General features: G+C 63.5%; 18 protein-coding genes and 1 pseudogene. 11 read left to right on the top strand and 8 right to left on the bottom strand.

What is annotated here, in order from left to right; genetic code table 11:
• Nucleotides 1-914: 914 nt before the first annotated feature.
• Nucleotides 915-1862, top strand: a pseudogene (locus PCJ49_RS18655) (AraC family transcriptional regulator); the annotation flags it as partial.
• Between the two features lie 14 nt (nt 1863-1876).
• On the opposite strand, the gene PCJ49_RS18660 reads toward PCJ49_RS18655, so the two are convergent.
• Nucleotides 1877-2920: an AraC family transcriptional regulator gene (locus PCJ49_RS18660; protein WP_269912274.1), complete on the bottom strand. Its 1044-nt coding sequence runs from the start codon at nt 2918-2920 to the stop codon at nt 1877-1879.
• 203 nt (nt 2921-3123) lie between these two features.
• On the opposite strand from PCJ49_RS18660, the gene antA reads away from it, so the two are divergent.
• From antA to PCJ49_RS18705, 9 genes are all read left to right on the top strand, one after another.
• Nucleotides 3124-4500: an anthranilate 1,2-dioxygenase large subunit gene (gene antA / locus PCJ49_RS18665; protein ID WP_269912275.1), complete on the top strand. Its 1377-nt coding sequence runs from the start codon at nt 3124-3126 to the stop codon at nt 4498-4500.
• Nucleotides 4497-4988, top strand: a complete 492-nt coding sequence (gene antB / locus PCJ49_RS18670) for an anthranilate 1,2-dioxygenase small subunit (protein ID WP_269912276.1) — start codon at nt 4497-4499, stop codon at nt 4986-4988. Before antA ends, antB begins: the two co-directional genes overlap by 4 nt.
• A gap of 11 nt (nt 4989-4999) precedes the next feature.
• Nucleotides 5000-6022 carry an anthranilate 1,2-dioxygenase electron transfer component AntC gene (gene antC, locus PCJ49_RS18675; protein ID WP_269912277.1) on the top strand — a complete coding sequence of 341 codons (1023 nt, stop codon included), beginning with the start codon at nt 5000-5002 and terminating at the stop codon, nt 6020-6022.
• Between the two features lie 109 nt (nt 6023-6131).
• Nucleotides 6132-7379 carry a dienelactone hydrolase family protein gene (locus PCJ49_RS18680; RefSeq protein WP_269912278.1) on the top strand — a complete coding sequence of 416 codons (1248 nt, stop codon included), beginning with the start codon at nt 6132-6134 and terminating at the stop codon, nt 7377-7379.
• A gap of 16 nt (nt 7380-7395) precedes the next feature.
• Nucleotides 7396-8181 (top strand): SDR family oxidoreductase, encoded by a 786-nt coding sequence (locus PCJ49_RS18685; protein ID WP_269912279.1) that lies wholly within the window; start codon nt 7396-7398, stop codon nt 8179-8181.
• 101 nt (nt 8182-8282) lie between these two features.
• Complete coding sequence (locus PCJ49_RS18690; protein WP_269912280.1) at nt 8283-9521, top strand: styrene monooxygenase/indole monooxygenase family protein; 1239 nt, start codon at nt 8283-8285, stop codon at nt 9519-9521.
• A 16-nt stretch (nt 9522-9537) separates the two neighbouring features.
• A complete protein-coding gene (locus PCJ49_RS18695) occupies nt 9538-10059 on the top strand; it encodes a flavin reductase family protein (protein ID WP_269912281.1) in 522 nt (173 codons plus the stop codon).
• A gap of 127 nt (nt 10060-10186) precedes the next feature.
• Complete coding sequence (locus tag PCJ49_RS18700) at nt 10187-11170, top strand: transporter (RefSeq protein ID WP_269912282.1); 984 nt, start codon at nt 10187-10189, stop codon at nt 11168-11170.
• 119 nt (nt 11171-11289) lie between these two features.
• Nucleotides 11290-12591: a methyl-accepting chemotaxis protein gene (locus PCJ49_RS18705; RefSeq protein ID WP_269912283.1), complete on the top strand. Its 1302-nt coding sequence runs from the start codon at nt 11290-11292 to the stop codon at nt 12589-12591.
• A gap of 61 nt (nt 12592-12652) precedes the next feature.
• On the opposite strand, the gene pcaD is transcribed toward PCJ49_RS18705, so the two are convergent.
• From pcaD to PCJ49_RS18740, 7 genes are read right to left on the bottom strand one after another with little or no spacing between them, the layout of a single operon-like run.
• On the bottom strand, nt 12653-13441 hold the full coding sequence (pcaD, locus tag PCJ49_RS18710; protein ID WP_269912284.1) for a 3-oxoadipate enol-lactonase: 789 nt from the start codon (nt 13439-13441) through the stop codon (nt 12653-12655).
• On the bottom strand, nt 13441-14640 hold the full coding sequence (gene pcaF, locus PCJ49_RS18715) for a 3-oxoadipyl-CoA thiolase (RefSeq protein ID WP_269912285.1): 1200 nt from the start codon (nt 14638-14640) through the stop codon (nt 13441-13443). Before pcaF ends, pcaD begins: the two co-directional genes overlap by 1 nt.
• Complete coding sequence (locus PCJ49_RS18720; RefSeq protein WP_153203298.1) at nt 14637-15284, bottom strand: 3-oxoacid CoA-transferase subunit B; 648 nt, start codon at nt 15282-15284, stop codon at nt 14637-14639. Before PCJ49_RS18720 ends, pcaF begins: the two co-directional genes overlap by 4 nt.
• Nucleotides 15284-15997 (bottom strand): CoA transferase subunit A, encoded by a 714-nt coding sequence (locus tag PCJ49_RS18725; protein ID WP_269912286.1) that lies wholly within the window; start codon nt 15995-15997, stop codon nt 15284-15286. Before PCJ49_RS18725 ends, PCJ49_RS18720 begins: the two co-directional genes overlap by 1 nt.
• 51 nt (nt 15998-16048) lie before the next feature.
• Nucleotides 16049-16966 (bottom strand): catechol 1,2-dioxygenase, encoded by a 918-nt coding sequence (catA, locus tag PCJ49_RS18730; RefSeq protein ID WP_269912287.1) that lies wholly within the window; start codon nt 16964-16966, stop codon nt 16049-16051.
• 54 nt (nt 16967-17020) lie between these two features.
• Nucleotides 17021-17311 (bottom strand): muconolactone Delta-isomerase, encoded by a 291-nt coding sequence (gene catC / locus PCJ49_RS18735; RefSeq protein WP_153203295.1) that lies wholly within the window; start codon nt 17309-17311, stop codon nt 17021-17023.
• Nucleotides 17312-17325: 14 nt separating this feature from the next.
• The gene (locus PCJ49_RS18740) at nt 17326-18471 is read right to left on the bottom strand and encodes a muconate cycloisomerase family protein (protein WP_269912288.1); all 1146 of its coding nucleotides are present in this window, start codon (nt 18469-18471) and stop codon (nt 17326-17328) included.
• Between the two features lie 106 nt (nt 18472-18577).
• Between PCJ49_RS18740 and PCJ49_RS18745 the strand changes: the two genes are divergently transcribed.
• Nucleotides 18578-19462 carry a LysR family transcriptional regulator gene (locus PCJ49_RS18745; protein ID WP_269912289.1) on the top strand — a complete coding sequence of 295 codons (885 nt, stop codon included), beginning with the start codon at nt 18578-18580 and terminating at the stop codon, nt 19460-19462.
• The last annotated feature ends 53 nt before the right edge of the window (nt 19463-19515 follow it).

A 19515-nucleotide genomic window follows, 5' to 3' on the forward strand; every position in this document is an offset into this window, starting at 1 on the left:
AGATATCAACGATCCCTTGATGTCACAAGCCGCCAAATAAAATCGAAAACAAACACACCAAACACGCAATAGGATAGTTTATAAGAAAGCAATTGAAATAAATTTTAGTTGCCAGTCGCGATTTAAATTAAAATTTAATTAATTTTAAAAGAAATTTCGCTCAATATTAAATATGCTAAAGCATAATATATCTTTTTAGTAGAGTAATGATCAGAATTTGGGCAGCGGCGACCTTTTCCCATTTGGAACCGAAATCACATTGCAAGGCTGAATTCTGCGCTTTTGCTGAAAACAAGAATAGGTTACGATTGCTGCCCATATCCCCTTTTATGAGCGAAGGGAATGGGTACCGCGTCGCCCTCATTCAATCCGATGGTCGGACTCGGGGGTAGATAGGACACCAGGGAACCCCGCCGGGATTTTCGGCAACTCCAACCCACTTCGCTGCCGTTCGCAGCAATTTCCGGCCTCTATCAAATCTCCATACGATCTCGACCAAAACGCAATCGTCTGCCTACAAACTGCTGGCGTCGTTTTGCCAATGCCGACCTGGGCCTGAAGGAAAGCTGATGTGGATTGACCCGTCGCGCCGCCAGGGCGGCGTTTCTGTCTTAGCAACCATGTTGCTGATGGGGTGTGAGCAATCCGAACCGGTCGTTGCCCTCCGCCTTTTCCAGCTCATGGGCCGCCACCAACACGTCTGAAAAGGGCGGTAGATCGACCGGCTCTATCCGGATACCAATCCACCCAACTTTGATCAGTCAAGCATTGATCCAATGACAGACGATTTTTCTTCCAAACCATATCGGGGAGAAATAGGATGAATTTGAAATAAGGCATGGCCATTTCCCCTGGGATCAAGGGGGCGCAAAGCCCCGGCCAGCCAAAACAAACGCTGGACGGGAGTACGGGTCATGGAATTGCTTGCGGGAGCACCTCCCGACGGAGGATCAGTGCGCCGGCTGTTAGCGCAGCCGGCGCATGAATTATTTCGCTTCACTGAAACCGATCAGGTACGCAAGGCGGTCGGGCAAGTCTTCAAGCCGCATGATCTGCGCCCTGCCCAGGGCGGTGCCACCGTCGAAGCCGGCATGTACCATCTCTCCCGTGGCCAGCTTTCCTTAAGCCTGCTGGAATATGGCGGGGATGTGGAGATCGACCCCGGCCGGCTGGAACATTTCTATCTGATCCAGATCCCGTTGCAGGGTGAAGCCACCATCCAATGCGGGGGGCACCGGTTTGTGTCCCATGCCGGGCTGGCCTCCTTCGTCTCCCCCAACATGCCCTTGCGGATGCGCTGGGGCGCCGGCAGCCCGCAGGTGATCCTGCGGATCGAAGCGCAGGATATGCTGAACCATTGCCGGCAGTTGCTGGGCTGTGAGCCGGCTGCCATGCCGGAATTTGCCCCGGCGCTTGATTTCACCACTGGCGGCGGTGCTGGTGTGCGACAGGTGATCGGGCTGTTGGTCCAGGCCCTGGCCGATGACCAGCACCCGCTGCATCACCCGATGGCGCTGCGTTCCTTCAAATCAACCCTGTTCAACAGCCTGCTGTTCGGGGTGCCCAGCACGTTCAGCAGCAGCCTGGCGGGCGGATCGGCGGCCCCTGTCTCCCCCTATTATGTGCGCCGGGCGGAGGAATTCATCCGTGCCAATCTGGCCCAGCCGCTCAGCCTGGAAACCATCGCCGAACAGGCGGGGATATCAGTGCGCACGCTACATGCCGGTTTTCAGACCTATCGCAACACCACGCCGCTGAATTATCTGCGCGACCTGCGGCTGGCCCGCGCGCGGGAGGATCTGTTGCAGGGCAAGGATGCGGTGACAGAGGTGGCCCTGCGCTGGGGTTTCAGCCATCTGGGCCGCTTCGCCCAGGATTACAAGCGCCGCTTCGGGGAATCCCCCTCCACCACGCGGGAACGGATATCCCCCATCTCCTCCCCCTCGCGGCGGCGCAGCGCGGTTTCAGAGGGCAACTCGCCAAACGCCTCCTTATAGGCATTGGCGAAACGGCCGAAATGGTTGAAGCCCCAGGAAAGCGCGATGGAGGCCACGGTGCGGCCAGTGCGCGGGCTGTCCAAAATCATCTGCCGCGCCGCCTCCAACCGGCGGCGCTTCAGATAGGCCAGCGGTGTACAGCCGCGCCAGGTATGAAACGCGTCATACAGCTTCTGGCGGGAGACACCGGCCACCACCTCGATATCGGCCAGATCGATATCATCCTGTAAATGCTGGTTGAGATAGCGTTCCACCCGCCAGACGAAATCCGGACAGTCAGAGGCCACAGCCGGGTCCAGAACGGGGGACAGGTTGTTGGGCTGGGCCAGCAACAGCCCCTTGATCAACATCATTTCCAGATCGGCCGCCATGGCCGGCATCTGGCACAGGGCCGCCAGATGGCCCCAGCCTTCCAGCGTCTGGCGCACCATCTGCCACCAGGCCGTCACGGCCGGGCGGCCCAAATCCATCATGGGATCAAAACGGATCGGCTGGGCGACCGGGCGGCTCAACAGGTTTTCCGCCACACGATGCAGCGCCTTGCGCGGGATGATCACCTGTAATTTCCGGCAGCCCTCAGCCATATCCAAATTCTGGTCGCTGTCGGGGCCGACAATCAGCCCCCGGCGCACATCCGACAGATGGTTCTCGCCGGCGCTATGCAGCGACTGCCGCCCCACCAGCGGCAGGCTGAGGCTGAAGGATTCAAAATGTTCCCCCCGCCGCACGCCGATGGTGACATCCGTGCCATACCGGATGCGGCCGATCACCGTGCCCAGATCGGGAAAGCGCACCGCCTCGTGCCGGAATTCCAGCAACCCGCCCTGACGGGCGGACAGATCATGCGGGCCGCAAATCCGGCTCATCCATTGCCGGGCCGGTTCGATCTGGTGATGGGCGATGGCCAGTTCCGTCGTCTTCATGGGCGTCACTCCACACCAGGGAATAGTGATACCGAGTATGCCGCACCTGTCGGGCCCGGCTATCCAGATTGCGCAATTATGACAGCTTCTGCCTGCGTAATCCGGACAGGCGGAAAAAGCGGCCAGCATTTCGGGAAAAGCGGCTAGAGCGGCGGGGCCGGATACGGCGTCATGGGCCATCCCTTTTCAGGAAGGAAGGCCCGATGAACCCCCGCAGCGTGCCGCAATGGCAGGACTATATCAACGGCTGCCTCGATTTCCGTCCGCAGGACGGCATCTATCGGGTGGCGCGTGACATCTTCACCGAACCCGACCTGTTCGATCTCGAAATGGAACTGATCTTCGAGAAGAACTGGATTTACGCCTGTCACGAAAGCGAAATTGCCAACCCGCATGATTTCATCACCATGCGGGCCGGCCGCCAGCCGATGATCATCACCCGTGGTGCCGACGGGGCCCTGCACGCCCTGGTCAATGCCTGCCAGCATCGTGGCGCCACGCTGACACGGGTCTGCAAGGGCAAGCAATCCACCTTCGCCTGCCCCTTCCATGCCTGGACCTACCGGTCCGACGGGCGGCTGGTGAAGGTGAAGGCACCGGGCGAATATCCCGAGGATTTCGACAAGAATGCACGCGGCCTGAAAAAGGCCCGCATCGCCAGCTATCGCGGTTTCGTCTTCATCAGCCTGGACACGACGGCCACCGACACGCTGGAAGACTATCTGGGCGATGCCCGCATCTTCCTGGACATGATGGTGGCACAGTCCCCCACCGGTGAACTGGAAGTGCTGCCGGGCCGTTCCACCTACAGCTATGACGGCAACTGGAAATTACAGTGTGAGAACGGGCTGGACGGCTATCATGTCAGCACCGTGCATTATAATTACGTGGCCACGGTGCAGCACCGCCATCAGGTGAATGCCGCCAGCGGCGCTGTCACCGAAACGCTGGATTACAGCAAGCTGGGGGCCGGCGATGCCGCCACCGATGATGGCTGGTTCTCCTTCCATAATGGCCATTCGCTGCTGTTCAGCGACATGCCCAACCCCAGCGTCCGCCCCGGCTATGCCACGGTGATGCCGCGCCTGCTGGCCGACCATGGGCAGGCGCGGGCGGAATGGATGATGCACCGGCTGCGCAATCTGAACCTGTATCCCAGCCTGTTCTTCATGGATCAGATCAGTTCCCAGCTGCGCATCATCCGCCCGGTGGCCTGGAACAAGACGGAAATCATCAGCCAGTGTATCGGCGTCAAGGGCGAAAGCCCCAGCGACCGGGAAAACCGCATCCGTCAGTTTGAAGATTTCTTCAACGTCTCCGGCATGGGCACGCCCGACGATCTGGTCGAATTCCGCGAGGCGCAGCGCGGCTTCCAGGCCCGGCTGGAACGCTGGAACGATATTTCCCGTGGTGCCGGCCGCTGGGTCGAAGGCCCCAGCCGGCACAGCGAAACGCTGGGCATCCGCCCCACGCTGACGGGGCAGGAATTCACCCATGAAGGGCTTTACGTCAACCAGCACGCCAACTGGCAGCGCTTCATGCTGAACGGTCTGGCCCGCAAGCAGGAGCAGCAGGCATGACCCCCGAACTGCAATATCGGATCGAACAGTTCCTCTACCGTAAATCCGCCCTGTGTGATGCCCAGGATTGGGACGCCTATCTGGCGCTGTTCGACCCGGCGGCAGAATTCCATCTGCCGCAATGGGACAGCGAGCATGACTATACCCGTGACCCGCGCACGGGCATGTCGCTGATCTATTACAGCAGCCGGGCTGGGCTGGAAGACCGGGTTTTCCGCATCCGCACCGGCAAATCCGCCGCCTGCACGCCCATGCCGCGCACCCTGCACCAGATCAGCAATGTGCGCATCGCCCCGCTGGTAGATGACCGGCTGGAGGTCAAGGCGAACTGGCACACGCTGTATCACCGGCTGGGCAACAGCGAGCAGTTCTATGGCCATGCAACCTATCATCTGCGGGCTGAGGGCGATGACTGGCGTATCCTGCGCAAGCATGTGCTGCTGCTGAACGACACCATCAATTCCGTCCTTGATTTCTACCATCTGTGATGGGGGGCAGCATGACACACAGGCTCGCCATCAATTTTGCCGACGGCAAGACCGTGTTCGCCAGCGCCCGGCCCGGTGAATTGCTGCTGGATGCCGCCATGCGACACGGCATTTCCCTGCCGGTGGATTGCCGGGAGGGCGTATGCGGCACCTGCCGGGGCCGCTGTGACAGTGGCAGCTATGCCATGGATTATGTGGATGAGGAGACGTTGAGCGAAAGCGATCTGGCCGCCCGCGCCGTGCTGGCCTGCCAGACGCGGGTGACGTCCGACGCGGCCTTCAGCTTCGACATCCCTTCCCGCCTCTGCCAGGTCGCCGCCGAAGCCCCGCGCCGGGCCGTGGTGACCGGGGTGGAGCGGGTATCGGCGGAAACCGTCATCCTGTCGGTGCAGGTGGCCGGGCCGCAACTGGACTTTCTGCCCGGCCAATATGCCCGCCTCTCAGCAGCGGGCTGGACTCAGACGCGGGCCTATTCCTTCGCCAACCGGCCCAACGCGGAAAACCGGCTGCAATTCCTGATCCGGCTGCTGCCGGACGGGTTGATGGGGCGGTTCCTGGCCGATGAATGCCGGCCGGGCCTGGAACTGTCCCTGGAAGCACCCTTCGGCAGCTTCTTCCTGCGTCAGGTGGAACGTCCCCTGGTGCTGGCCGCCGGCGGTACGGGGCTGGCCGCTTTCCTGGGAATGCTGGAGGAAATGGCGGACAGCACCCAACCCCTACCGCCCATCCGGCTTTATTACGGGGTCAACCGGGTGGACGATCTCTGCGCCGGCGATCAGTTGGAATCCCTGAAGGAAAAGCTGGCTGATTTCGAGTTCGTAACAGTGATCACCCAGCCGCCGGAAGGCTATGCCGGGCGGCGCGGCTATGTCACCGATCATTTCGATCCCGGTTTCTTTGCCGACCGCCCCGCCGATATCTATGTCTGCGGGCCGCCGCCGATGGTGGACAGCGTGCGGGGCTGGCTGGACCGCCACGCCCACCCCGATCATAAGCTGTATTTCGAGAAATTCCTGGCCAGCGGGGTGGGCTGAACAAAAACTACATTTCCCTGCGCTGTGCGGATAATGGCTGCGCTGGGCGGATAGCCCGACAAGGCAGCTTCCCGCAAGCTGGACAAAATAAAATCAACAGGAGCAGGACATGGGTACGGGTCAATTCGTGGAAATTACCGCGGCGGATGGCACATTCGCCGCCTATCTGGCCACCTCAGCCGATGGGCGCGGCCCCGGCATCGTGCTGTGTCAGGAAATTTTTGGCGTCAATGCCGCCATGCGCACCCTGGCCGACCAGTTGGCCGAGGAAGGCTATACCGTGCTGGTGCCCGATCTTTACTGGCGCCAACAGCCGGGCGTGGATCTGGCCTATACGCCGGCTGATTTCGACCGGGCCTTCACGCTCTATCAGGCCTTCGATGAACAGGCGGCCCTGCGCGATATCGCCGATACCGCTGCCCATCTGCGCGGCCTGCCCGGCTGGTCCGGCGATGGGCTGGGGGTGATCGGTTACTGCCTGGGGGGCAAGCTGGCCTATCTGGCGGCCTGCGATGTGCCGGGCGTTGATATCGCCATCGGCTATTACGGCGTCGGGATTGAAAAGGCGCTGGACCGGCTGGCCGGGCTGAAGGGCCGGCTGGTGCTGCATATCGCCGGCGAGGATGCCTATTGCCCGGCCCCAGCGCGCGAGGCCATCCAGGCTGCGGCCGCCGGAAATCCCAAGGTGGAAATCTTCGTCTATCCCGGCGTCGATCATGCCTTTGCCCGCCCCGCCGGCGACCATTACAACCGGGCCGCCGCCCTGCTGGCGCATGAACGCAGCATCACCGCCCTGCGCCCGGTCATCGGCCCGCATTACAACCTGTCCGCCCTGTGGGATGAACATGTGCGGCATGAGTTCGACACCCGCAACGTGCCCGACACGATGGCAACCATGGTGGCCGAACCCTATGTCAACCATATCCCCACCATGACGGGCGGGGTGGGGTACAAGCAGTTAAGCCGCTTCTACCGCCACCATTTTATCCATAACAACCCGGCCGACATGCGGCTGGAACCGATTTCCCGCACGGTCGGTGCCTCGCAGGTGGTGGATGAATTCATCCTCTGCTTCACCCATGACCGGGAGATCGATTGGCTGCTGCCCGGCGTGGCGCCGACCGGCAAATATGTGGAAATCCCCATGCTGGGGGTGGTGAAGTTCCGCGGTTCCAAGCTCTATCACGAACATATCTACTGGGATCAGGCCAGCGTGCTGGTGCAGATCGGCCTGCTGAACCCCGCCGGCCTGCCCGTGGCCGGGGCCGAGACAGCGCACAAGCTGCGCGATGAGAGCCTTCCTTCCAACAGTCTGATGCCAAGCTGGCCCACCAGCGAAGGCAAGCCGGTTGATTGATCAGGAGGATCAGGCCATGGAACTTACTTTCAAGGGCAAGACCGCCATTGTCAGCGGCGGCGCCACCCTGATCGGGGCCGCTGTCGTCAAGGCCCTGGCCGATGCCGGTGCCCAGGTCGCCATTTTTGATATCAACCCAGCGGGGGAAAGCATCGCCCGCGATATCGGCCCCGGCGTGCTGTTCGTGCCGGTTGATCTGACCCAGGATGCCGCCATCACCCAGGCGGTGGCCGCCGTGCGGAACCGGTTTGGCGGCGTCGATCTGCTGGTCAATCTCGCCTGTTCCTACCTGGATAACGGCTTTGCCTCCCCGCGGGCGGAATGGCTGACGGCGCTGGATATCAACCTCGTCTCCCTGGTGGCGCTGACCCAGGCCGTCTATCCCGATCTGAAGGCGCGCAAAGGGGCGGTGGTGAATTTCACCTCCATCTCCTCCGGCGTGGCGCAGACGGGGCGCTGGCTCTATCCCGTCTCCAAGGCGGCGATCCTGCAATTGACCCGCAGCATGGCGATGGATTTCGCCCCCGACGGGGTGCGGGTCAATTCCGTCTCCCCCGGCTGGACATGGTCGCGGGTGATTTCGGAAGTCTCCGGCGGCGACCGGGCCAAGGCTGATCGCGTGGCCGCCGATTTCCACCTGCTGGGCCGATTGGGCGACCCGGCAGAGGTGGCCAATGTCGTGCTGTTCCTGCTGTCGCCCGCCGCCAGCTTCGTGACCGGGGCCGATTACGCCGTCGATGGTGGCTATGCCGCCATGGGACCGGAGGGCAACAAGCCCGCCATTCCGCGTCTGGCGGAATAACACGCTTTTCCTGACTGACTTGGCTTCAGGCGGCCCGCAATGCGGGCCGTCAACCCCCTCCCCTTGCCTTCTGCATCTTCCTTCATCAAGGAGTTACCCCCATGCGCCGTATCGCCATTGTCGGGGCCGGACAGGCCGGTCTGTTGATCGCCGCCGGGCTGTTGGCCCGCAATTACGACGTCACCCTGGTCACCAACCGCGCCGCCGAAGATATCCGCGCCGGGAATGTCACCTCCAGCCAGTGCATGTTCGATGCCTCGCTGGAGATCGAGCGTGAGCTGGGCCTGAATTTCTGGGAAAATACCTGCCCGCCGGTGGAAGGGATCGGCCTGAACGCCGTCAATCCGGAAGCGTTCGGCGAAACCCTGTTCGCCTGGGCAGCCCGGCTGGACAAGAAGGCACAGTCGGTCGACCAGCGGCTGAAGATGCCCGTCTGGATTGATGAGATCGTGCGCCGGGGGGCGGAACTGCGCATCCAGGATGTCGGCATCGCCGAACTGGAAGTGCTCGCCGCCGAACATGATCTGGTGCTGCTGGCCGCCGGCAAGGGCGAGGTGGTGCGCCAGTTCAAGCGTGACGCTGCGCGCAGCAGCTTCGACCAGCCGATGCGCGCCCTGGCGCTGACCTATGTGACCGGCATGACGCCGATGCCGGAGTTTTCGCGGGTCAATTTCAACCTGATCCCCGGCGTTGGTGAATATTTCGTCTTTCCGGCCCTGACCCTCTCCGGCCCCTGTGAAATCATGGTGTTCGAGGGCATTCCCGGCGGCCCGATGGATTGCTGGCAGGGCATCGCCTCGCCCGAGCAGCATCTGGAAACCAGCCTGGGCATTCTGGAGAAATATATCCCCTGGGAGGCGGAGCGCTGCCGCAACATCGCCCTGACCGACGCCAAGGGTATCCTGTCCGGCCGCTTCCCGCCCACGGTGCGCGAACCGGTGCTGACCCTGCCGTCCGGCCGGCTGGTCTTTGGCGTGGGTGACGCGGTGGTGGTGAATGACCCGATCACCGGCCAGGGGGCCAACAACGCCGCCAAGGCCGGCAAGGTCTATCTGGATGCCATTCTGGCGCGCGGGGCCAAGCCCTTCAATGCGGCCTGGATGAATGCCACGTTCGAGAATTTCTGGGCCTATGCCCAGCATGTGGTGAGCTGGACCAACAGCCTGCTGACCCCGCCGCCGCCGCATGTGCTGAAGCTGTTGGCCAGCGCCACCGGCGCGCCGGAACTGGCGTCCCTGATCACCAATGGCTTTGATGATCCGCGCCGCTTCCATCCCTGGTGGTTCGACCCTGCCGCCAGCGAAGCCCTGCTGGGCCGCACCCTGCCGCGCGCCGCCTGATCGGGGGAGAGGAGCAATGTCCGCCAACCACTTGCAACCCGTGCCCGCCGATGACCGGCGGGCCCTGCGTTCCCTGCTGGGCCAGTTCGCCACCGGGGTCACCATCGTCACCACCCGCGCCGCCGACGGGCGCAAGGTGGGGCTGACGGCTAATTCCTTCACCTCTGTCTCGCTCGACCCGCCGCTGGTGCTCTGGTGTCTGGGCAACAACGCCCCCAGTATGCGGGACTTTCTGACGGCCGAGCATTTCGCCATCCATGTGCTGGCAGAGGAACAGAATGGCCTGTCGCAGCATTTCGCCACCCCGTCCGCCGACAAGTTCGCCGGTGTGGCGCATGGGGAGACGGCGGAAGGCGTGCCGGTGCTGCACGGCACCCTGGCCACCCTGCTTTGCCGCCAGCATGACAGGGTGGAGGCCGGTGACCATGTGATCTTCATCGGCCGGATCGAACGGTTCGATCTGGCCGGCGGGGCGCCCCTGCTGTTCCATGCCGGCCAATATCGCAGCAGCGCCCCGCACCCGGCCCGCGCGGCCTGACCCATCCCCCCCATCACAATCGATACCCCCCGCACCCGCCCAGGGTGCGGGAACGGTCCCCTGCATCCCAACGGCCCCGCAGAAGGGCCACCCACCTTCACCCCCCAAAAAGAAGGAAGCCAACATCATGGAACAGAGAGAGATTTCGCGTTTTGTCCCCAGCATCCGCCGCCTGCTGTGCGGCGCCAGCCTGCTGGCATTATCGCTGGCCGGTCCTGCCATGGCCGGCGAAGGTGGTGGCAGCCATGACCCGACCGGGGCGGAGAGCTTTTTCGCCGGCTTCACCCCGCCGCAGGGCGGTGGCTATCTGGTCAGCCATCTGAACTGGTACAGCGCCAACCGCCTGAATGACGGCAATGGCGACCGCAATCGTGCGGTGAAGAAATTCGATCTGGATGCCACGGCCTATATCGCGCGCTTTGGCTATATCTTCAATGATGTCAAAGTCCTGGGGGGCAATCTGGGCACCCAGGCCATCGTGCCGCTGGTGAACCTGAGCGTGTCCGTCAACGGGATGAAGGACAGCGATTTCGGCTTCGGCGACATCATGCTGGACCCGGTCTATCTCACCTGGCATCTGGGGGCGCTGAACATGGTGCTGGCCCCGGAACTGACGGTGCCCACCGGTTCTTACAAGCGCACAGCGCTGGCCAATGTCGGCCGCAACTATACCAGCCTCAGCGGCGTCTTCTCCGTCACCTATCTGGCGGGACCGGTCGATCTGTCGATCAAGGCCCGTTACAACCACAATTACACCAACAAGGATGGCGCCTTCAGTGGCATCAACCCCACCGGGGCGGATTACCGTTCGGGTGACGAAATCGCCGCCGATTTCGCCATCGGCTATAATATCAGCCAGTCCTTTGAAATCGGCGCCCAGGGTTATTGGGTGAAGCAGATCGAGGATGACGAGATCAAGGGCAATGCTGCCGCCAACGCCATCCTGCAAACCGCCCTGGACGGCAATCGTGGACAGTTGTTCGCCTTTGGCCCCGGCGTGCGCTATGCCTGGAACGGTATCCAGTTCATCGGCGCCTGGCAGCATGAATTTGTGGCGGAGAATATGCCCCAGGGCGACCGCTTCTGGCTGAAAGCGGCCTTCTCCTTCTGACACCATGTACGTGTGGATATATTCACCAATCGAACCTTCCACATAGCTCATAAGCATGGGGGGGCCGGTCAGCGTATCGCCACCGGCCCCTTTGCCTTCACCGACAAGCGGGGACAAGGATGGGCAGCCACCGTCTCTTCACACGCAGCGGCAGGTTCCAGGCGCGTCTCGCCGAATTCCTGCTGGCCAACTTCCCGGACAGTATTTTTGTGGTGGAAGACGGGCGCATTGTTGATTGCAACCCCGCTACCCTGAAGATCTTGCGCTGCACGCGTGAGCAGATTTTGGGGATGCCGCCGCAAAACCTGTCGCCCCCGCAACAGCCTTGCGGCCGATCCTCGGCGGAAAAAGGCGGGGAGATGATCGCCCGCGCCATCGAAAAGGGCCATAACAGCTTTGAATGGCAGCATCGTCGCCTGGATGGCGCGCCCTTCATGGCCCAGGTCACCTTGATGATGGCCTCCATCGGTGGGCGTAAGGTGATGATCTGCTTCCTGCGCGACATTGCCGATCTGGTTGAAGCGCGCGAGGCGGAAGCAAGGCTGCGCCAGCAGCAGGAACAGGACCGCCGCGATCTGGCGCAATCCTTCATGGCCGAGGTCGATGCCATCGGCGCTGACGTCTCACAAGCTGCCGCGCGCGTGCATGGCGATTTCGAGCGCCTGTCCCGGTTGCTGGCCAGTGCCATGAAACAGACGGTCGATGGGCAACAGGCATCCGGTCGTGCCGCCGACAGCGTGGAAGGCACCGCCACGGCGGCCTCGCAACTTGCCGCCTCGGTGGGGGAAATTGCCCAGCAGTCCGGGCTGGCCCTGGACCGCACGCGGATATCGGTGGAACAGGCCGACGCCGCCCGCCGCATCATGGAAGATCTGGGCCAGGGCGTCGGCCGGATCAGCGGCGTGGTGAACCTGATCAATGCCATTGCCAGCCAGACCAACCTGCTGGCCCTGAATGCGACCATCGAGGCGGCAAGGGCGGGAGAGGCAGGCAAGGGCTTCGCCGTCGTCGCCAGCGAGGTGAAAACCCTGGCCACGCAGACCGCGAGGGCGACGGATGAGATCAGGGACGAAATCCAGCGCATCCGGGCCATTTCCAGCCAGGCAATCGAGGCCACCAACAAAATCCATGCGATGATCGGTGAACTGGATACGGCGCTGGGCACCATCGCCACCACCACCCGGCAGCAACAGGCCGCCACCAACGACATTGCCAGCGGCGTCCGGGAAACGGCCCGGCAGGCCAGCGCCAGCCATGCCGGCCTGTCGCAAGTAACCGACGCCATGGCACAGGCCGATAATGTCGCCAGCACCCTGACCGGTGACACACGACTGCTGGTCGGCAAGGTGGAGGATTTGCGCAGCCATTCCAATCGCTTCGTCACCCGCCTGACGGGCACGGCGGGACGAGCGGCACGATAGAAAAAAGGGGGGGGGCACCGGCCAAACCGATGCCCCCCTTTTCATTCTGCAAGAATACGCGTCAGCCCAGAAAATCCAGCAACGCTGCCGTAAAGCCCGCCGGCTGTTCAACGTTCGACAGATGGGCGGCCGGCAGCTCCACCAACCGGCCCCGGGGCAGGTGGTCCACCAGAAAGCGGGCATCTGCCGGCGGGGTGGCCGGATCGTGGCTGCCACCAATGACCAGGGTGGGCAGATCGATCAAAGGAAGCAGGCGGCGCTGGTCCATATCGCGGATGGCAGCACAGCAACCGGCATAGCCCACAGGATCATTGGCCATAAGCATGGAACGGATCGCCGCCAGCGCCGGCGATCCGGCCGCAATAAAATCCGGGGTGAACCAGCGGGCCAGCGATGCCTCTGCCAGCGGCCCCATCCCGTCACGCAGCACGCCATCAATGCGTTTCTGCCAGTTCGCCGGCGGCCCCATAAAGGCCGCCGTATTGGCCAGCACCAGCCGGCGCAACCGGTCCGGGGCGCGCCAGCCCAGCCACTGGCCAACCATGCCGCCCTTGGACAGGCCGCAGAAATCCACCTTGTCCAGGCCCAGCGCGCCCAGCAGTTCCAGCACGTCGCAACCCAGCCGGTCCATGGAATAGGCCCCTGGCGGTGCGGCAGACGCACCATGGCCACGGCTGTCATAACGCAGCACCTGGAAGCGCTGGCACAGGGCCGGCATCTGCGCATCCCACATGCCAAGGTCCGTGCCCAAGGAGTTGGCGAGCAGCAGCACCGGCGCATCCGCCGGCCCATCAAAACGATAGGCCAGCCGGCAGCCATCCCCCAGGATCAGAAATGAACGGTCCTGCATCACAGACGCTCCACCGCCAGGGACAAGCCCTGGCCCACCCCGACACACAGGGTCGCCAAGCCGTAACGGCCGCCCTCGACCTCCAGCCGGTGCACCAGCGTCTGCACCAGCCGGGCGCCGGACATGCCCAGTGGATGGCCCAGCGCGATGGCCCCGCCCATGGCATTGACCTGCGGCGCATCATCCGGCAGACCCAGCCCGCGCAGCACCGCCAGCGACTGGGACGCAAAGGCCTCGTTCAGTTCAATGGCGTCAAAGCGATCAATGGTCAGGCCCAGCCGGGCCAACAGCTTCTGTGTGGCCGGCACCGGGCCGATACCCATCACGCGCGGCGGTACACCGGCGCTGGCCATGCCCAGGATGCGGGCGCGCGGGCGCAGACCATGGGTCTTCACCCCCACCTCCCCCGCGATCAGCAGGGCGGCCGCCCCGTCATTGACGCCCGAGGCATTGCCCGCCGTCACCGTACCATCCGGCCGCACCACGGGTTTCAGCTTCGCCAGGGCAGCGGCGTCGGTTTCCGGGCGTGGATGCTCATCGCGGTCGATCACCACATCCCCCTTGCGGCCGGCAATGGTGACGGGGGTGATCTCCGCCGCGAAGAAGCCGGCAGCCTGGGCGGCGGCCGCCCGCTGCTGGCTGCGCAGCGCGAAGGCATCCTGATCCGCGCGGGAAATGGCGTGGTCCTGCGCCACATTCTCCCCCGTCTCCGGCATACTATCCACGCCATGGCTGGCCGCCATGGCGGGGTTGATGAAGCGCCAGCCGATGGTGGTGTCCTGAATGCTGGTATTGCGGCTGAAGGCGGTTTCGGCCTTGGGCAGCACGAAGGGCGCCCGGCTCATGCTTTCCACCCCGCCGGCCACGATCAGGTCGGCATCGCCCGACCGGATGGCGCGGGCGGCATCGCCCACCGCCTGCAGGCCCGAGGCGCAGAGCCGGTTGACGGTGGTGCCGCTCACCGATACCGGCCAGCCGGCCAGCAGCGCCGCCATGCGGGCGACGTTACGGTTATCCTCCCCGGCCTGATTGGCGCAGCCCAGGATGACATCATCGATGGCGGCCGGATCGATCCCGGCGCGCGCCAGCAGTGCGCGCAACGGAATGGCCGCCAGATCATCGGCCCGCACACCGGAAAGCGCGCCAGCATAACGGCCGATGGGGGTGCGCACGGCGTCGCAGATGAAGGCCTCACTCATGCTGTCAGCCTTTCGGTGAAGGGGGCGGCCGTCCTGGCCCGTACCGCGTCCAGTGTCACACCGGGGGCCAGTTCCAGCAGGGTCAGGCCGCCCTTTTCCTTGTCACAGGCAAAGACGCACAGGTCAGTGATGATCAGGTCCACCACCCCGGCGCCGGTCAGCGGCAGGGTGCAGCGTTCCAGCACCTTGGGTTCGTTGTTCTTGCTGACATGCTCCAGCACAGCCACCACGCGGCGCACGCCGGACACCAGATCCATGGCCCCGCCCATGCCTTTCAGCATCTTGCCGGGAATGGTCCAGTTGGCGATATCGCCATTGGCCGAAACTTCCATGGCGCCCAGCACGGTCAGATCGACATGGCCGCCCCGGATCATGGCGAAACTGTCGGCGCTGCTGAAAAAGCTGGATGTCGGCAATTGGGTGATGGTCTGCTTGCCGGCATTGATCAGGTCGGGATCGACCTGATCGGGATAGGGGAATGGCCCCATGCCCAACATGCCATTTTCCGATTGCAGCACGACATCGATGCCGGGCGGGATATGGTTGGCCACCAGGGTCGGGATGCCGATCCCCAGATTGACGTAAAACCCATCCTGCAATTCACGGGCGGCACGGGCCGCCATCTCGTCACGGGTCCAGGGCATCAGGCTTCCTCCGGCCGCGGGCGGGTGGTCAGCTTTTCAATCCGCTTTTCATTGATGGTGGAGAGCACGACCCGGTCGACATAGATGCCGGGCGTGTGCACATGGTCGGGGTCGATGGCGCCCGCCGGCACAATCTCCTCCACCTCCGCCACCGTCACCTTGCCCGCCGTGGCCATGACGGGATTGAAATTGCGCGCCGTCTTGCGGAAGACCAGATTGCCCTCCGGATCGGCCTTCCAGGCCTTGACGATGGCAAGATCGGCGCGCAACCAGGTTTCCCGCACATAACGCCGCCCGTCGAAAACCTCCACCGGCTTGCCCTCGGCCACCACGGTGCCGACGCCGGTGGGCGTGTAGAAGGCGGGGATCCCGGCCCCGCCGGCCCGGATACGTTCGGCCAGCGTGCCCTGCGGGTTCAGTTCCAAATGCAGTTCGCCCGACATATAGAGCTGCTCGAACAGCTTGTTCTCCCCCACATAGGAGGAGATCATCTTGGCGATCTGGCCATTATTCAGCAATTGCCAGAGGCCGAAACCATCCGCCCCGCAATTGTTGGAAATGACTGTCAGGTCGCGCACGCCGGCTTCGCGGATCACCGGGATCAGGCTTTCCGGATTGCCGGACAGGCCGAACCCGCCCGACATGATGGTCATGCCGTCAAACAGCAACCCGTCCAGCGCGGCGGCTGGCGAGGTGTGGATCTTGCGGGACATTCCGCTCTCCTTCCCCGGCAGCCAGGGGGCTGCCGGGGCTGTGGCTATGGATCAGGCGGCCTGGACACGGGCGCGGCTGGAAGCCGCGGCTTCCGCCGTGTCGCGGGCCGGCTGCAACACGAAATCGAAGGCGATTTCGGCAAAGGCACCCTGGATGCCATAGGCGTCGGCCCCGGCATCACGCCGCGTGACGGACGGGATCAGCTCGTCACGGGTGGCATAGGCGAAATCGTCGTGCAGATAGGGATCGCCATCAATATTGATCTGCGTGGTCAGATGGCGCTGCCCCTCTGCCGAGACGAAGAAATGGATATGGGCGGGGCGGCAGCCATGGCGGCCAATCCCCTGCAGGATGGCCTCCGTCGACCCGCCCGGCGGGCAGGCATAGCCCGACGGCACGATGGAGCTGAAGGCATAGCGCCCATCCGGCCCTGTCACAATGGTGCGCCGCAGGTTGAAGTCGCTCTGGCTTTTGTCAAAGAAGGAATAGTTGCCCAGCCGGTTGGCGTGCCAGACTTCCACCTTGGCCCCTTCGACGGGCTTGCCCGCCGCGTCACGGACGGTGCCATGCATCAGCAGGGTTTCGCCTTGTTCGCTGCCATCATCCAGCCGGGCAAAGCCGGTGGAAACCGGCGCGCCGGCGACATAGAGCGGGCCTTCGATGGTGCGCGGCGTGCCACCGGCAATGCCGGCCGCCGCATCCTTGGCATCGGCCCGCATATCCAGGAAACGTTCAATGCCCAGCCCGGCGGCCCAAAGGCCGAATTCCCGCGAGCCGGCAATGGCGAAATTCATCGCCGCCCAGAATTCATCGTCGCTGATGTCGAACTCATCAATGGTGGCGAACAGGTCGCCGACGATGCGACGGATGATCGCCTTCAGCCTTGCATCGCCCTGGGGCTGATCCTGGCCGCTCAACTTGTCCAGCAACGCCTGCACATCGGCCTGGTCCACGAAACGCTGGGTCATCTTTCCTCTCCCTGGCGCGCTTGGGCGCTCTGCTTGATTGTGACGGAAACGGTATCAACGCTCATCGGCATGGATGGAGGATGGGTGCCGGCACAGCGCCGTCACCGTGATTTCCATGAAGGGGAAGAGCGGCAGCGTGCTCAACAGATCGTGCAGTTCCTGGGCGTCGGCCACGTCGAAGATGCTGACATTGGCATAGTGCCCGGCGATCCGCCAAAGGTGGCGCCACTTGCCCTGCCGCTGAAGCTCCTGGGCGCGGGCGCGCTCCACCTGTTTCAATTCATCGGCGCGTTCGGGCGCCAGATCGTGCGGCAGGCGCACATCCATACGGACATGGAAAAGCATAAGGCCACCCCTGATCAGGAAAGGATGTGGTGCCGCGGCCGGTCGGCGTCGCGGCGATGGAAGGACAGCTTGTCCTCATCCAGGCGGATGCCCAGGCCGGGGCCGGTGGGCACCGTCAGGGCGAAATCGGCATAGGTCAGCGGCTCGGCCAGAATATCCTCCACCAGCAGCAGGGGGCCGAACAGTTCCGTCTGATAGGAGAGCTGCGGGAAGCAGGCGAAAAGCTGCGCGGATGCCGCCGTCGCCACCCCGCCTTCCAGCATGGTGCCGCCATAAAGCCCGATGCCCGCCGCATCGGCGATGGCCCCGACGCGTGCTGCACCGTAAAGCCCGCCTGATTGCTGGATTTTCACCGAAAAAACATCCGCCGCCGCCTCGGCCGCATGGGCAAAGGCGCTGGCGGGCCCGGTCAACCCTTCATCGGCCATCACGGCCAGGGTGAAACGCTGCGACAGGCGCGCCATGGCGCCCCGCAAATGCCCCGCCACCGGCTGTTCCACCAGATCACAGCCGGCCTGTTCCAGCAGGGCCATGCCGCGGGCTGCCGTCGGTTCGTCCCAGGCCTGGTTCACATCCACCCGCACGCTGGCCCGGTCACCCAGGGCGGCCTTGATGGCAGCAACATGGGCGACATCGGCCGCCACGGCGCGTTTGCCGATCTTCAGTTTGAAGATGTTGTGGCGGCGGGCGGCCAGCATCCGCTCCGCCTCCTCAATATCCTTGCCCGTATCGCCGCTGGCCAGGGTCCAGGCCACCGGCAGGCTGTCGCGCCGCCGCCCGCCCAGCAGGTCCGACAGCGGCAGCCCGGCCCGGCGGGCGGCGGCATCCAGCAGGGCCGTTTCCACCGCGCATTTGGCGAAATGGTTACCGACCACCAGCTTACCCACCAGATCCATCAGCAGCGCCGGCCGGGAAGCATCATGCCCCAGCAGCAGCGGCGCGATATAATGGTCAAGCGTCAGCTTGATGCCTTCCGGGCTTTCCGGACCATAGGACAGGCCACCGATAGTGGTCGCCTCCCCGATCCCTTCAACCCCATCCTGGGTACGGATGCGCACGATCACCAGGGTCTGCACCTGCATCGTCGCCATGGCCAGCACATGCGGGCGGATGGTGGGCAGGTCAACCAGACAGGTATCGATGGAGACGATCTTGGACATGGCGCTTCCAGGGTTATTCCCGTTTCTTTCTTTCAAGACGGTAACGGTTGCCAGCCGCGCCTTGAAAGACTATCTCGGTCCCTGATGATACCTACAGGGTATGAAAATGATCGATCTCCGGCACCTGCGCTATTTTCTGGCCGTTGCAGCAGAACGCAATTTCACCCGTGCCGCCGACCGGCTGCATATGGCGCAGCCACCGCTAAGCCGACAGATCCAGCAATTAGAGGCGGAACTGGGCATGGCCCTGTTCGACCGCGACAGCCGGCCCCTGGAACTGACCCCGGCCGGGCAGATTTTCCACGAACAGGCCCAACTGGTGACGCAGCGGATGGATGATCTGCGGCTGATGATGCGCCGGTTGCGGTCGAGCGAGAAGGTGCGCTTCACCGTCGGCTTTGTGCCGTCGGTGATCTATGGCCGGCTGCCCTCCGTCCTGCGCGATTTCCGCACCGCCCTGCCCAATATCGACCTGCGGCTGGTCGAGATGATGAGTGTGGAGCAGATCGGCGCGTTGAAGAATGGGGAGGTCGATATCGGCGTCGGCCGCATCCGCTTCGATGAACCAGCCCTGCGGCGTGAAGTGCTGCTGGAGGAACCGCTGGTCGCCGCCTTGCCGCAGGGCCATCCGGCACTGGCACAGGACGGCCCGCTGGATCTGGCCGATCTGGCGCGCGACCCGGTGATCATCTATCCGCGCGAACTACGCCCGTCCTACGCCGATCAGGTGCTGGCCCTGTTCCATGACCATGCGCTTTATCCCGGCTCCCACGAGGTGCGGGAGTTGCAGACGGCCATCGGTCTGGTGGCGGCACAGGCCGGCATCTGCATTGTGCCGCAATCGGTACAGCGGCTGGAACGCGGGGACGTCACCTATCGCCCCCTGCGCCAGAAGGCGACATCCCCCATCATCATCAATTACCGCAAGGATGAGGTCTCCCCCCTGGTGCAGACCTTCCGCAAAGTGATGCAGGCCAATTACCAGACCTGACGGGGCCGATTTTCAACCGGGCCTTGCCGCCCGCCTTCAAAACCGGGCGCTTC

It is taken from the genome of Niveispirillum sp. BGYR6 (genome assembly GCF_027568365.1).
Taxonomy (GTDB): Bacteria; Pseudomonadota; Alphaproteobacteria; order Azospirillales; family Azospirillaceae; genus Niveispirillum.